A 12,899-nucleotide genomic window follows, 5' to 3' on the forward strand; every position below is an offset into this window, starting at 1 on the left:
TCACACCGCATCCGACGATGTAGAACAATCGCAGAATGCTGCACCGATCATGTAGTGGGAGCTAACCTTTCCGAATGGAACTCCATCAGCTGCAGATCCTCAGAGAGCTCGGCGCCCTCGGCAGCGTCGCCGCCGTCGCCGAGAACCTCGGCGTCACTCCATCCGCCGTGTCGCAGCACCTGGCGGCTCTGCAGCGGAGCTTCCGCACGCCGCTCACTCGCAAGGACGGCCGTCGCCTGATGCTGACCGCCGCGGGAGAGGTGCTGGCCACGGCCGGCGCCGAGGCGATCGATGCCATGGCGGCAGCGCGGAGCGCGCTCGACGACTTCGAAGGCGACAGCACCGGCATCGTCACGATCAGCGGATTCCACAGCGTCGGGCAGGCGCTTTTCGGCTCTCTGATCCGTGAGCTCGACTCCGCAGACGCGGCTCCTCACGTGCGACTCACCGATGAGGACGTGGCGCAGAGCGAATTCCCCGCACTCACCGCCCGATACGACCTGGTGCTCGCACATCGCATGGAGCACTCCCCACCGTGGCCGACGGACGGCGTGCGCAGCCTGGCGCTCGTGCGCGAGCCGCTCGACGTCGCCGTCGCGGCAGCCCACCCCCTCGCCTCGCGCGGACAGGTGACGTCCTTCGACGTCGTCGACAGCCCATGGGTCACGAGTCGCGTGGGCTACTCCCCCGACGACGTGCTGCGCGCCGTCTCGGCCGTCGCCGGACGCCCCGTCGAGATCCGCCACCGTGTCAACGACTACGGGGCTGTCGCGGCGGTCGTCGCCGCAGGAGGGGTTCTGGGGATGCTGCCGCGCTACACGACCCGCACCGTCGACGACCGCGACATCGTCCGACTGCCGCTGCGTGGCGTCAGCACCCACCGGATGATCGATGTGCTCGCCCGGCCCGAGAACCTGAGGCGGCAGTCCGTGCGCCTCGTCGTCGAGGCCCTGCAGCGGGTCATGGCTAGGCTCAGAGGATGACCGACGCCTCGAACCCGCTGCTCCAGCCGTCCACGCTCCCCTACGGTCTTCCCGACTTCGCCGCCATCAGGCCCGAGCACTATCTGCCCGCCTTCGAGGCCGCCTTCGACGAGCACCTCCGGGAGGTCTCGCGGATCACGATGGTGCGCTCCATGCCCACCTTCGAGAACACGATCGAGGCGCTCGAGCGCGCGGGCGAACTTCTCGACCGTGTGGCGCATGCCTTCTACACCGTGACCTCGGCGGATGCGACCGCCGAGATCCAGAAGATCGACGAGCAGCTCGCCCCTCTGATGGCCGCGCACCAGGATGCGATCACGCTCGACGGCGCCCTCTACTGGCGCGTGCAGCAGGTGTACGCACAGCTCGCGGATCTCGACCTCGATGATGAGCAGCGTTACCTGGTCGAACGACACCACCGCGAGATGACGCATGCAGGAGCCGCCCTCGACGACGGCGCGAAGGCCCGCCTCACGCAGCTCAACCAGCAGCTCTCGACGCTGAACAACACCTTCGAGCGCAATCTGCTGAACGACACCAACGACCTCGCTGTCGTCTTCGACTCCGCCGACGAGCTCGCGGGTCTCAGCTCGGGTGAGCTCTCTGCCGCTTCCCGCTCCGCCGAGGAGCGCGGTCTCGACGGCAGGTACGTGATCTCGCTCCCGCTGTTCACGGGGCACCCCTACCTGGCGCAGCTCCGTGATCGCGACGCGCGCCGGCGGATCATGGCCGCCTCTCGAGCCAGGGGATCACGAGACAACGCGAACGACAACCGCCCGGTGCTGCGTGAGATCGTGCGACTCCGTGCAGAGCGCGCTGAGCTTCTCGGCTACACCTCGCACGCGGCCTACGTCACGGCCGACGAGACGGCGGGGACCCCCGAGGCGGTCGAGCTGATGCTGCGCGAGCTCGCCGCTCCCTCGGCGCGCAACGCCCGCGCTGAGCGGGAAGCCCTGCAGGCCATCGTCGATGAGACGGAGAGTGCGCCCTTCCCTGTCGAGGCGCATGACTGGGCGTTCTTCACCGAGAAGGTGCGCACCGCACGATACGACATCGACACGAGCGCCCTGCGCCCCTGGTTCGAGGCCGAGCGAGTGCTGCAGGACGGTGTCTTCTTCGCCGCCACGCAGCTCTACGGCGTCACCTTCAGCGAACGGCACGACCTGGTGGCCTATCACCCGGGCGCGCGCGTGTTCGAGGTGCACAACGCCGACGGCACCGAGCTCGGGCTGTACGTGCTCGACCTCTACACGCGCGACTCCAAGCGCGGGGGCGCATGGATGAACCCGATCGTGAGCCAGTCGCGTCTTCGCGACACGCGGCCGGTCGTGGTGAACAACCTCAATGTCCCACTCCCCGGTGACGGCGAACCGACCCTGCTGACTCTCGACGAGGTCACCACGCTCTTCCACGAGTTCGGGCACGCCCTGCACGGCCTCTTCGCCGTGGTGACCTATCCGCACTTCGCCGGCACCAACGTCTTCCGCGACTTCGTCGAATTCCCCAGCCAGGTGAACGAGATGTGGATCCTCTGGCCCGAGGTCCTCGACAACTACGCCCGGCACCATGAGACCGGTGAGGCACTCGACCCGGCGATCCTCGAGCGCCTGCGCGCGACAGAGACCTTCAACCAGGGGCACGACACCAGCGAGTACCTCGCGGCCGCCTGGCTCGATCAGGCATGGCACCGAGTTGGTTCGGATGCCGAGGTCGCCGACGTCGCCGCATTCGAGGCTGCGGCGCTCGCCGACATCGGCCTCGATGACCCGGTGGTGCCGACGCGCTACTCGTCGACCTACTTCGCGCACGTGTTCTCGGGCGGGTACAGCGCCGGGTACTACTCGTACATCTGGAGTGAGGTGCTCGACGCCGACACCGTGGACTGGTTCCGCGAGAACGGCGGCCTCACACGCGAGAACGGCGATCGGTTCCGTGCACGCCTCCTCGGCGTGGGCGGCTCGAAGGACCCGCTCGACGCCTACCGCGACTTCCGCGGGCGTGACGCCGAGATCGCACCGCTGCTGACGCGGCGAGGACTGGATACCTGAGCGGATCCTCCGGGCTCCCGCTCATCTCAGCGGTCGAGCAGTTCCATCGCCTTGTACCAGGTGAGCTGGTGGTAGCTCTGCGCGAGGTGATCGCCGAGGCCGTCGAGCGACACGACGTGCACGGCGATCGCCTCGCTGTCGTCGAGCTCCTGCTCGGCGACGCGGACGCAGTCGCGCGCGAGGAAGTGATGCACGCGATTGGTGTGGTTGCCGAAGTTCGCCCAGGTGGATCCGAGTTCGACGATCTCGCCCGCTTCGTACCCCGTCTCCTCGCGAAGCTCCCGAGCCGCCGCGTCGATCGGAGCCTCGCCGGATTCCATGCCGCCTCCGATCGTGCCCACAGCGACGATCCCCGCTCCGTGACGGTACTCCTCGACGACGATCGCGTGGCCGTCGGCATTCAGCGCGAGCACTGAGATCCAGTCTCCGTACTCGAGCACGTAGTAGGGCGCGATCCGACGATCGTCCGCATCGCGGCAGTCGTCGGCGCGCACGCGTATCCAGCGGTCGGCGACGACGGTCTCGCTGTCGTCGACCCGCCAGGGCGCCGGAGTCGAACTCACGCGCTCTTGCGCTTGCGCTCCATCACGATCGTGGGAGGGGCGCCCTCGTCGACGGCGGCTCGGGTCACGATGACCTTCGCGACGTCTTCGGCGGAGGGGATCTCGAACATGATCGGGCCGAGAACGTCTTCGAGGATGGCGCGGAGTCCGCGCGCACCGGTCTTGCGCTCGACCGCGAGGTCGGCGATGGACCGAAGAGCGTCCTCCTCGAACTCGAGCTGCACGCCGTCGAGCTCGAACATGCGCTGGTACTGCTTGACGAGCGCGTTGCGGGGGCCGGTGAGGATGTCGATGAGCGCATCCTGGTCGAGCGGCGAGACCGAGGTGACCACGGGCAGTCGACCGATGAACTCGGGGATCAGACCGAACTTGTGCAGGTCCTCGGGGAGCACCTCGCTGAACAGGTCGAGGTCCTTGCCCTTGTCATGCAGCGGTGCACCGAAGCCGATGCCGTGCTTGCCGACACGCGCCGACACGATGTCCTCGAGGCCTGCGAATGCGCCGGCGACGATGAACAGCACGTTCGACGTGTCGATCTGCAGGAACTCCTGATGCGGGTGCTTGCGTCCGCCCTGAGGCGGCACCGACGCGACCGTGCCCTCGATGATCTTGAGCAGCGCCTGCTGCACGCCCTCGCCCGAGACGTCGCGCGTGATCGACGGGTTCTCAGCTTTGCGCGCGATCTTGTCGACCTCATCGATGTAGATGATGCCCTGCTCGGCACGCTTGACGTCGTAGTCCGCCGCCTGGATCAGCTTGAGCAGGATGTTCTCGACGTCCTCACCGACGTAGCCCGCCTCGGTCAGCGCCGTGGCGTCGGCGACGGCGAACGGCACGTTGAGGCGCTTCGCGAGCGTCTGGGCCAGATAGGTCTTGCCGCAACCGGTCGGACCGATGAGCAGGATGTTGCTCTTGGCGATCTCGATGCTCTCGGCCTTCTGCTCGGCCGTCTGCAGCGTGCCGTGCGCCCGGATGCGCTTGTAGTGGTTGTACACCGCGACGGCCAGAGCCTTCTTCGCGGGTTCCTGACCGACGACGTACTCCTCGAGGAAGGAGAAGATCTCGCGGGGCTTGGGCAGTTCGAAGTCTGCGCCACCCTCGGCGGACGACTCTGCCATCCGCTCCTCGATGATCTCGTTGCACAGCTCGACGCACTCGTCGCAGATGTACACACCGGGGCCAGCGATGAGCTGCTGCACCTGCTTCTGGCTCTTTCCGCAGAACGAGCACTTGAACAGGTCAGCGCTTTCACCGATACGGGCCATGCGCGTCCTCCTAGGGGGATCCAGAGATCGTCTACTGAGCCTAACCGCTGCACCCGACACCGGGACGCATTGGCGCGTCGGAGGACATCTCGAGTCCGTATCGACCGGTACACGGAAGGCCCGCCCCGAGCGTTGCGCGGGACGGGCCTCCGAGGTGTTCGGATCAGACCATGCTCTTCGTGTGCCAGACCGTCTTGACCTCGGTGAAGGCGCCGATGCGCTCGGGCGACGCGACGACCTCGCCGGGTGCGAGGACGCGCTTCAGCGTCTCGGCGGCGGCGATCTGCAGGTCGATCCATTCGAGATCGCCCGCACCCGCCAGATCGAGGGCGTTGACGTCCTGGTGCGAGGCGAGCCACGGTGCCATCTCGGCCGGCGACCCGGTGAGGACGTTCACCACTCCCCCCGGCACGTCGCTCGTCGCGAGCACCTCGGCGAGGCTGATGGCCGAGAGCGGATGCCGCTCGCTCGCGATCACGACGACCGCGTTACCCGCCACGAGGGCGGGCGCGACGACCGACACCAGACCGAGGAGCGCGGAGTCCTGCGGTGCCACGATCGCGACGACTCCCGTCGGCTCGGGGACCGAGATGTTGAAGTACGGACCCGAGACCGGGTTGGCGTTGCCGGCGACCTGCGCGTACTTGTCGCACCAACCCGCGTACCAGACCCAGAGATCGATCGCCTCGTCGACCTGCGCTGCCGCGGCGGAGGCCGAGACACCCTCCTGCGCGGAGATCTCGTCGATGAACTGCGCGCGACGCCCCTCGAGCACCTCGGCGACCCGGTAGAGCACCTGTCCGCGGTTGTAGGCGGTCGCGCCCGACCAGCCCTTCACGGCCGAGCGAGCGGCCACGACGGCATCGCGGGCATCCTTGCGGGATCCCTGAGCGGCGTTCGCGAGGAACGCGCCCTTCGCCGAGAGCACCTCGTAGGTGCGCCCAGACTCGCTGCGGGGGAACGCGCCTCCGATGGCGAGCTTGTACGTCTTCGGAACGGTCAATCGCTTGCTCATGCGGATGCCCCCTTCAGGTATGCGGTGAGACCCTGACGCCCGCCCTCGCGGCCGTATCCGGACTCCTTGTATCCGCCGAACGGGCTCGACGGGTCGAATCGGTTGAACGTGTTCGCCCAGATGACGCCCGCGCGAAGACGGTCGGCGACGGCGAGGATGCGCGATCCCTTGTCGGACCAGATCCCGGCGGAGAGACCGTACGGGGTGTTGTTCGCCTTCGCGATCGCCTCAGCCGGCGTACGGAACGTCAGCACCGACAGGACAGGCCCGAAGACCTCGTCGCGGGCGATGCGATGCGATGCCTCGACACCGGTGAAGATCGTAGGAGCGAACCAGAATCCCTTGTCGGGAATCGCGCAGTCCGCGGTCCAGCGCTCGGCACCCTCGGCCTCGCCGATGTCGCTGAGCTCCCGGATCCGAGCCAGTTGGGCCGCCGAGTTGATCGCACCGATGTCGGTGTTCTTGTCGAGCGGGTCGCCGAGACGGAGCGTCGACAGGCGGCTCTTCAGCCGGTCGATGACCTCGTCGTGGATCGACTCCTGCACGAGCAGGCGGCTACCGGCGCAGCACACATGCCCCTGGTTGAAGAAGATGCCGTTCACGATGCCCTCGACGGCCTGCTCCATCGGAGCGTCGTCGAAGACGATGTTCGCGGCCTTGCCGCCGAGCTCGAGCGTGAGCTTCTTGCCGGTGCCGGCGACTGCGCGGGCGATGTCACGGCCGACTCCGGTCGAACCGGTGAAGGCCACCTTGTCGACGTCGGGGTGGCGCACGAGAGCGGCTCCCGTGGCGCCGGCGCCCGTGACGATGTTGACGACACCTGCGGGGAGATCGGCCTGCTGCAGGATCTCCGCGAAGATCAGCGCCGTGAGGGGCGTGGTCTCGGCGGGCTTGAGCACGACGGTGTTGCCGGCGGCAAGAGCAGGAGCGACCTTCCACGCGAGCATGAGCAGCGGGAAGTTCCAGGGGATGACCTGGCCCGCGACGCCGAGCGAGCGCGGGTTCGCGCCGAGTCCGGCGTGATCGAGCTTGTCTGCCCAGCCCGCATAGTAGAAGAACCAGGAGGCGACGAGGGGAACGTCGACGTCGCGGCTCTCCTTGATCGGCTTGCCGTTGTCGAGGCTCTCGGCGACCGCGAGCTCACGAGCGCGCTCCTGCACGAGGCGCGCGATGCGGAACAGGTACTTGCCCCGATCGCGACCGCTCATCTTCGACCACGTCTTGTCGTACGCGCGACGGGCGGCGGCGACGGCACGATCGACGTCCTCATCGGACGCCGACGCGATCTCGGCGATACGGGTCTCGTCGGCGGGAGAGATGGTGGTGAAGCTCGAGCCCGAACCGTCGACGAACTCGCCGTCGATGAACAGCCCGTAGCTGTCCTTGAGGTTCAGGACGGCCTTCGACTCCGGTGCCGGAGCGTATTCCAGGAATGACATATTCGGGGCTCCTAGTCGATCGTGACGTAGTCGGGGCCGGAGTAGTGGCCGGTGGTGAGCTTCTGGCGCTGCAGCAGCACGTCGTTCAGCAGGCTCGAGGCGCCGAAGCGGAAGAGGTGCGGCTGGAGCCACTCCTCACCCACGGTCTCAGCCACGGTGACGAGGTACTTGACCGCGTCCTTCGATGCACGGATGCCACCGGCCGGCTTCACGCCGATCCGCTGACCCGTGCCCCGGTGCCAGTCGCGTACCGTCTCGAGCATGAGCAGCGTCGTCGGCAGGGTGGCTGCGGGCTGCACCTTGCCGGTGGACGTCTTGATGAAGTCGCCGCCGGCGAGGATGCCGAGCCAGGACGCGCGCTTGATGTTGTCGTACGTGTTCAGCTCGCCGGTCTCGAGGATGACCTTGAGCGACGCGTACGAGCCGTCCGCACGGCGGCACGCCTCCTTCACCTGGGCGATCTGGTCGTACACGAGTCCGTACCGGCCGGAGAGGAACGCTCCGCGGTCGATGACCATGTCGATCTCATCGGCACCTGCGGCGACGGCCTCGGCCGTGTCGGCGAGCTTGATCGCAAGAGAGGAGCGCCCGCTCGGGAAGGCCGTGGCGACGGCCGCGACCGAGATCAGTCCGTCATCGGGGTCGCCGTGCAGGGCGCCGAGCGCCTCGACGGCGTCGCCGACCATGTCGCCGTACACGCAGACGGCGGCGACCTTGGGGGTCGACGGGTCTGCCGCATCCGGGTTCTTGGCCTTCGCGACGAGCGACCGCACCTTGCCCGGCGTGTCCGAGCCCTCGAGGGTGGTGAGGTCGATCAGCTTGATGATCGTGTCGAGGGCCCAGGCCTTCGATGTCGTCTTGATCGATCGCGTGCCGAGGCCGGCAGCGCGCTGCTCGAGCCCGACGGCGTCGACGCCGGGGAGTCCGTGCAGGAAGCGGCGGAGCGTGGCGTCATCCGGCTCACCGCCGAGGACGTCCACCGCCGCCCTGCGGCTGAGTTCTTGGGTCGTCATTGTTCCTCCAACAATGCTCGTGCTGTGGTCTCATCTGTCACCAGGACGGTGCACAGGCCGCTGGTCACGACCGTGCGCGCGATGTCATGCTTGGCGTCACCGGCGGTGACGAAGATCGAGCGCTTCGCGGCGCGCAGTCTGCCCAGGTCGACTCCGACCGTCCGGGCATCCAGCTGCGGGTCGACGATGTTGCCATCGGCGTCGATGTAACGCCCGAGAACGTCGCCCACGGCGCCGCGGCGGGCGAGCTCCTCGACGTCGGATGCCGAGAGGTAGCCGTTCTCGACATGGGCAGAGGTGGCGTCGCACGGCCCTGCCGTGAACAGGAACGCCTGCGCTTCGGCTGCCTCTTCGAGGACGGCCGCGACGGTGCGGTCGGCCTCGATCGCCTGCTTGGTCTCCACTCGTTCGAGGATCGCGGGGCTCGGCAGAAGGGAGACATGGCCGGATGCGCGCTGGGCGATCGTGACGGCGAGGCCGGCAGCCCCACCGGAGCGACGATTGAGGCTCACTCCCCCGTTGAGCTGCACGACCGTGACGCCGGTCGCCCACCCGTCGGGCAGCGATTCCGCGACGGCGCGGAGCGTGCGCCCCCAGCTGACGCCGAGGGTGCGCGGCACCGGGCGCATGGCGGTGAGGAAGTCGGCGGCTGCCTGCGCGACACGTTCGAGGGTTCCGTCGTCACCGTCGGGAGCCGGAACGACGACCGCGGCCTTGAGCCCGTGGCGCTCGACGAGCTGACGCTCGAGCCCGAGACGCCGCGCGCGCGGATGCACGATCTCGATCCGGACGATGCCGCGCTCACGCGCCTGAGTCAGCAGGCGCCCCACCTTCCAGCGGGAGAGCTTGAGGAGGGCACCGATCTCGTCTTGAGTCTTGTCTTCGTCGTAGTACAGCTCGGCGACGCGGACCATGGTGAGTTCTTCTTCCACGGCATCCTCCTTCCGACTCCAGTGTACGACTCGATCACCGTTCGCGCACCTGCGTGCTCATATGCGCACTTAGCCGCTGACCGGATGCACATCCGCCGTGCACACGAGAAAGGACGCCGACCCCGAGGGGCCGACGTCCTTTCTGAACCGCGGTATGTCACATGCGCTTGCGCGACGTGAGCACCTGGTCGACGATGCCGTAGTCCAGCGCCTCGGCGGCGGACAGGATCTTGTCGCGGTCGATGTCGCGGTTGACCTGCTCGACCGGCTTGCCGGTGTGGCGGGCCATGGCCTCCTCGAGCCAGGTGCGCATGCGGAGGATCTCCGCCGCCTGGATCTCGATGTCGGATGCCTGACCGTGTCCGGCCTCGCCCATCGCCGGCTGGTGCATGAGCACACGGGCGTTGGGCAGAGCGAGCCGCTTGCCGGGGTGGCCGGCCGCGAGCAGCACGGATGCGGCGGACGCCGCCTGGCCGAGCACGACGGTCTGGATCTGCGGCGCGACGTACTGCATCGTGTCGTAGATCGCCGTCATCGCGGTGAACGAGCCACCGGGCGAGTTGATGTACATCGTGATGTCGCGCTCGGAGTCCTGGCTCTCGAGCACCAGGAGCTGGGCCATCACGTCGTCGGCCGACGCGTCGTCGACCTGGACGCCGAGGAAGATCACTCGATCTTCGAACAGCTTGTTGTACGGGTCCTGGCGCTTGAAGCCGTACGCGGTGCGCTCCTCGAACTGAGGAAGCACGTAGCGGCTGGAGGGCAGATCGCCGGCAGAGCGGAAGGTGGGTGTGTACATGAGAGTCCTTTCGCTTTCCGTTACTTGGTGTCCTGGTCGGTTCCGCCGCCACCGACGACGTCGGTGGCCGAGTCGCGGATGTGGTCGACGAAGCCGTACTCGAGCGCCTCGTCGGCGGTGAACCAGCGGTCGCGGTCACCGTCGGCGTTGATCTGCTCGACCGACTTGCCGGTCTGCGAGGCGGTGATCTCGGCGAGGCGGTTCTTCATCGAGGTGATGAGCTGCGCCTGCGTCTGGATGTCGCTCGAGGTTCCGCCGAAGCCACCGTGCGGCTGGTGCAGCAGCACGCGGGCGTTGGGCGTGATGTAACGCTTGCCCTTCGTGCCCGCGGTCAGCAGCAGCTGGCCCATCGATGCGGCCATGCCGATTCCGACGGTGACGATGTCGTTCGGCACGAACTGCATCGTGTCGTAGATCGCCATACCGGCGGTGATCGATCCGCCGGGCGAGTTGATGTAGAGGTAGATGTCCTTCTCGGAGTCCTCTGCGGCGAGAAGGAGGATCTTCGCGCAGATCTCATTGGCGTTCTCGTCGCGCACCTCCGATCCCAGCCAGATGATGCGGTCCTTCAACAGCCTGTCGAAGACGCTCGTAGCGAGGAGGGGTTCTGCAGCCATGTCAGCTCCTGATTCCGTGTTTCAGTGATTCGAATCTACCGGCGACAACGCAGCGCCCAGGCCGTGTTCGCCGTCGGCATATCAGGCGTCGAGTTCCGCGATCTCGTGGGCGTACGCGGTCATCGAGCGGTGGTATCGCGGAAGGTGCGGGACGAGAGCCAGCAGCGCCACCGACAGACCGTGCGCCGGTCGCCCCGCGCTCGCCAGGATCAGCGCGTGGACGGTGGCCACGGCATCCCGATACGGGCCGTCCGACGACAGCGCTTCCTCGGCGCGGATCACCGACAGGGCCTCGTCGTAGTCGCCCAGATTGCGCAGCGAGCTGGCCAACTGGATCACGCACTGCGGGCGGTGCTCGTCGTCGAGGCCCAGAGCGAGTGCGCGCCGGTACAGCTCGACCGCTTCCGCCGGGCGACCGGCGGAGTCTCTGGCGCCGGCCCGCTCGAACTGCGCACGCGCATCGTCCGGGCCGCGCTCTGCGGCGAGGGCATCGATCCGCGCGATGGTGTCGTCGCCGACCTCCTCCCCCGACGCGTCGGCCCACACCTCGTCGATGCGCTCATCCCAGGTCTTCGTCATGTGCTCACTCCTCATTCCGGCCATTCACGAGAAAGGGGCGGATGCCGCAGCATCCGCCCCTTTCACACTGATCGTGTTCGATCACTCAGCCTTGTCGGCTGCCTTCTTGGCCGGAGCCTTCTTGGCAGCGGGCTTCTTCGCGGCCGGCTTCTCGGCAGCCTCGGCGTCATCCGCCTTCTTGGCCGGAGCCTTCTTGGCAGCAGGCTTCTTCGCGGCCGGCTTCTCAGCGCCCTCGGCGTCGTCGGCCTTCTTGGCGGCGGCCTTCTTCGCGGGAGCCTTCTTGGCCGGCTTCTCCTCGGCGGCGGCCTCGGTCTCGGCCTCGTCGTCGGTCACGATGAAGTCCGACAGATCGACGGTCTTGCCGTTCGTGTCGACGACCTTGACCTTGCCGAGCGCGATCGCGAGAGCCTTGTTACGGGCGACCTCGCCGACGAGCGCGGGAAGCTGGTTCGACGACTGCAGTGCCTCGACGAACTCCTGGGGAGCCATGCCGTACTGCGATGCGGACTGGATGAGGTACTGCGAGAGCTCCTCCTGCGAGACCTGCACGTCGGCCTGCTCGGCGATCGTGTCGAGCAGCACCTGCGTGCGGAACTGCTTCTCGCTGGCCTCGGTCACCTCGGCGCGGTGCTCGTCGTCCTCGAGGCGGTTCTCACCCTCGAGGTGGTTGTGCACCTCGTCCTCGATGAGCTTCGGCGGAACCGGGATGTCGATCTGCTCGAGCAGCGTCTCGACGAGCTTGTCGCGCGCGGCGGAGCCCTGCGTGAAGACGCCCTGCTGCGAGACGCGCTCGGCGAGGCTCGCGCGGAGCTCGGCGATCGTGTCGAACTCGCTGGCGATCTGCGCGAAGTCGTCGTCGGCCTCAGGAAGCTCACGCTCCTTGACGGCCTTGACGGTCACGGAGACCTCTGCCTCGGAGCCGGCGTGGTCGCCGCCCACGAGTGCCGAACGGAACGTGGTGTCCTCGCCGGCGGTGAGCGACTCGATCGCGTCATCGATGCCCTCGAGGAGCTCGCCGGAGCCGACCTCGTACGAGACACCCTCGGCGCGGTCGATCTCGGCGCCGTCGATGGTGGCGACGAGGTCGAGCTCGACGAAGTCACCCTTCGCTGCGGGGCGGTCGACGGGGACGAGCGTGCCGAAGCGCGCGCGCAGGTTCTCGAGCTCGGCGTCGAGCGCGGCATCGTCAGCCTCGACGGCATCGACCGTCAGGGTGATTCCGTCGTACGCGGGGATCTCGATGTCGGGACGGACGTCCACCTCGATGTCGACGAGCAGGTCGCCCGAGAAGTCCTTCTCGTTCGGCCACTGCGTGATGTCGGCAGCCGGGCGACCGACGACGCGGAGCTTGTGCTCGACGGTCGCGTCGCGGAAGAACTTGTCGAGGCCCTCGTTGACCGCGTGCTCGATGACCGCGCCACGACCGATGCGCTGGTCGATGATCGGAGCGGGGACCTTGCCCTTGCGGAAGCCGGGGATCTGTACGTCCTGAGCGATGTGCTCGTAGGCGTGCGCGATGCTGGGCTTGAGGTCGTCGGGGGTGACCGTGATGCTGAGCTTGACCCGGGTCGGGGTCAGCTTCTCGACGGTGCTGTTCGCCATTCTGGTGTGCTCTCCTTGTGATTTCCGCGCTGAATCGCGGCTGT

General features: G+C 67.5%; 12 protein-coding genes. 2 read left to right on the forward strand and 10 right to left on the reverse strand.

The genetic code is table 11. From position 1 onward, the window contains the following. The first annotated feature begins 74 nt into the window (after positions 1-74). Positions 75-983 carry a LysR family transcriptional regulator gene (locus tag JOF42_RS13210; RefSeq protein WP_210098260.1) on the forward strand — a complete coding sequence of 303 codons (909 nt, stop codon included), beginning with the start codon at positions 75-77 and terminating at the stop codon, positions 981-983. Beyond that, positions 980-3,031, forward strand: coding sequence for a M3 family metallopeptidase (locus tag JOF42_RS13215; RefSeq protein ID WP_210098261.1), 2,052 nt, complete (start codon positions 980-982; stop codon positions 3,029-3,031). The genes JOF42_RS13210 and JOF42_RS13215 overlap by 4 nt, the downstream gene beginning before the upstream one ends. 26 nt (positions 3,032-3,057) lie before the next feature. On the opposite strand, the gene JOF42_RS13220 is transcribed toward JOF42_RS13215, so the two are convergent. The 10 genes from JOF42_RS13220 to tig all read right to left on the reverse strand — a co-directional run bounded on the left by JOF42_RS13220 (position 3,058) and on the right by tig (position 12,855). Then, entirely contained in the window at positions 3,058-3,594 is a 537-nt protein-coding gene (locus tag JOF42_RS13220; RefSeq protein ID WP_210098262.1) for an NUDIX hydrolase, read from the reverse strand. Beyond that, positions 3,591-4,859, reverse strand: a complete 1,269-nt coding sequence (clpX, locus tag JOF42_RS13225; RefSeq protein ID WP_210098263.1) for an ATP-dependent Clp protease ATP-binding subunit ClpX — start codon at positions 4,857-4,859, stop codon at positions 3,591-3,593. Before clpX ends, JOF42_RS13220 begins: the two co-directional genes overlap by 4 nt. Positions 4,860-5,022: 163 nt before the next feature. Beyond that, positions 5,023-5,874 carry an aldehyde dehydrogenase family protein gene (locus JOF42_RS13230; protein ID WP_210098264.1) on the reverse strand — a complete coding sequence of 284 codons (852 nt, stop codon included), beginning with the start codon at positions 5,872-5,874 and terminating at the stop codon, positions 5,023-5,025. Next, on the reverse strand, positions 5,871-7,313 hold the full coding sequence (locus JOF42_RS13235; RefSeq protein WP_210098265.1) for an aldehyde dehydrogenase family protein: 1,443 nt from the start codon (positions 7,311-7,313) through the stop codon (positions 5,871-5,873). Before JOF42_RS13235 ends, JOF42_RS13230 begins: the two co-directional genes overlap by 4 nt. Before the next feature lie 11 nt (positions 7,314-7,324). Beyond that, complete coding sequence (gene deoC, locus JOF42_RS13240; protein WP_210098266.1) at positions 7,325-8,326, reverse strand: deoxyribose-phosphate aldolase; 1,002 nt, start codon at positions 8,324-8,326, stop codon at positions 7,325-7,327. Further along, positions 8,323-9,258 (reverse strand): sugar-binding transcriptional regulator, encoded by a 936-nt coding sequence (locus JOF42_RS13245; protein WP_210098267.1) that lies wholly within the window; start codon positions 9,256-9,258, stop codon positions 8,323-8,325. Before JOF42_RS13245 ends, deoC begins: the two co-directional genes overlap by 4 nt. Before the next feature lie 157 nt (positions 9,259-9,415). After that, on the reverse strand, positions 9,416-10,057 hold the full coding sequence (locus JOF42_RS13250) for an ATP-dependent Clp protease proteolytic subunit (RefSeq protein WP_210098268.1): 642 nt from the start codon (positions 10,055-10,057) through the stop codon (positions 9,416-9,418). 20 nt (positions 10,058-10,077) lie between these two features. Then, a complete protein-coding gene (locus JOF42_RS13255) occupies positions 10,078-10,674 on the reverse strand; it encodes an ATP-dependent Clp protease proteolytic subunit (RefSeq protein WP_194763381.1) in 597 nt (198 codons plus the stop codon). Between the two features lie 81 nt (positions 10,675-10,755). Continuing rightward, positions 10,756-11,253, reverse strand: a complete 498-nt coding sequence (locus JOF42_RS13260; protein WP_210098269.1) for a tetratricopeptide repeat protein — start codon at positions 11,251-11,253, stop codon at positions 10,756-10,758. 81 nt (positions 11,254-11,334) lie between these two features. After that, positions 11,335-12,855, reverse strand: a complete 1,521-nt coding sequence (tig, locus tag JOF42_RS13265) for a trigger factor (protein WP_210098270.1) — start codon at positions 12,853-12,855, stop codon at positions 11,335-11,337. Positions 12,856-12,899: the final 44 nt, after the last annotated feature.

It is taken from the genome of Microbacterium phyllosphaerae (genome assembly GCF_017876435.1).
GTDB classification, from domain to species: domain Bacteria; phylum Actinomycetota; class Actinomycetes; order Actinomycetales; family Microbacteriaceae; genus Microbacterium; species Microbacterium phyllosphaerae.

Excerpts from the sequence above, each read along its gene's own strand:
- JOF42_RS13210 (WP_210098260.1), top strand. The coding sequence starts at position 75 with ATGGAACTCCATCAGCTGCAGATCCTCAGAGAGCTCGGCGCCCTCGGC.
- JOF42_RS13250 (WP_210098268.1), bottom strand. The coding sequence starts at position 10,057 with ATGTACACACCCACCTTCCGCTCTGCCGGCGATCTGCCCTCCAGCCGC.
- JOF42_RS13260 (WP_210098269.1), bottom strand. The coding sequence starts at position 11,253 with ATGACGAAGACCTGGGATGAGCGCATCGACGAGGTGTGGGCCGACGCG.
- JOF42_RS13235 (WP_210098265.1), bottom strand. The coding sequence starts at position 7,313 with ATGTCATTCCTGGAATACGCTCCGGCACCGGAGTCGAAGGCCGTCCTG.
- JOF42_RS13230 (WP_210098264.1), bottom strand. The coding sequence starts at position 5,874 with ATGAGCAAGCGATTGACCGTTCCGAAGACGTACAAGCTCGCCATCGGA.
- tig (WP_210098270.1), bottom strand. The coding sequence starts at position 12,855 with ATGGCGAACAGCACCGTCGAGAAGCTGACCCCGACCCGGGTCAAGCTC.
- JOF42_RS13255 (WP_194763381.1), bottom strand. The coding sequence starts at position 10,674 with ATGGCTGCAGAACCCCTCCTCGCTACGAGCGTCTTCGACAGGCTGTTG.
- JOF42_RS13215 (WP_210098261.1), top strand. The coding sequence starts at position 980 with ATGACCGACGCCTCGAACCCGCTGCTCCAGCCGTCCACGCTCCCCTAC.
- clpX (WP_210098263.1), bottom strand. The coding sequence starts at position 4,859 with ATGGCCCGTATCGGTGAAAGCGCTGACCTGTTCAAGTGCTCGTTCTGC.
- deoC (WP_210098266.1), bottom strand. The coding sequence starts at position 8,326 with ATGACGACCCAAGAACTCAGCCGCAGGGCGGCGGTGGACGTCCTCGGC.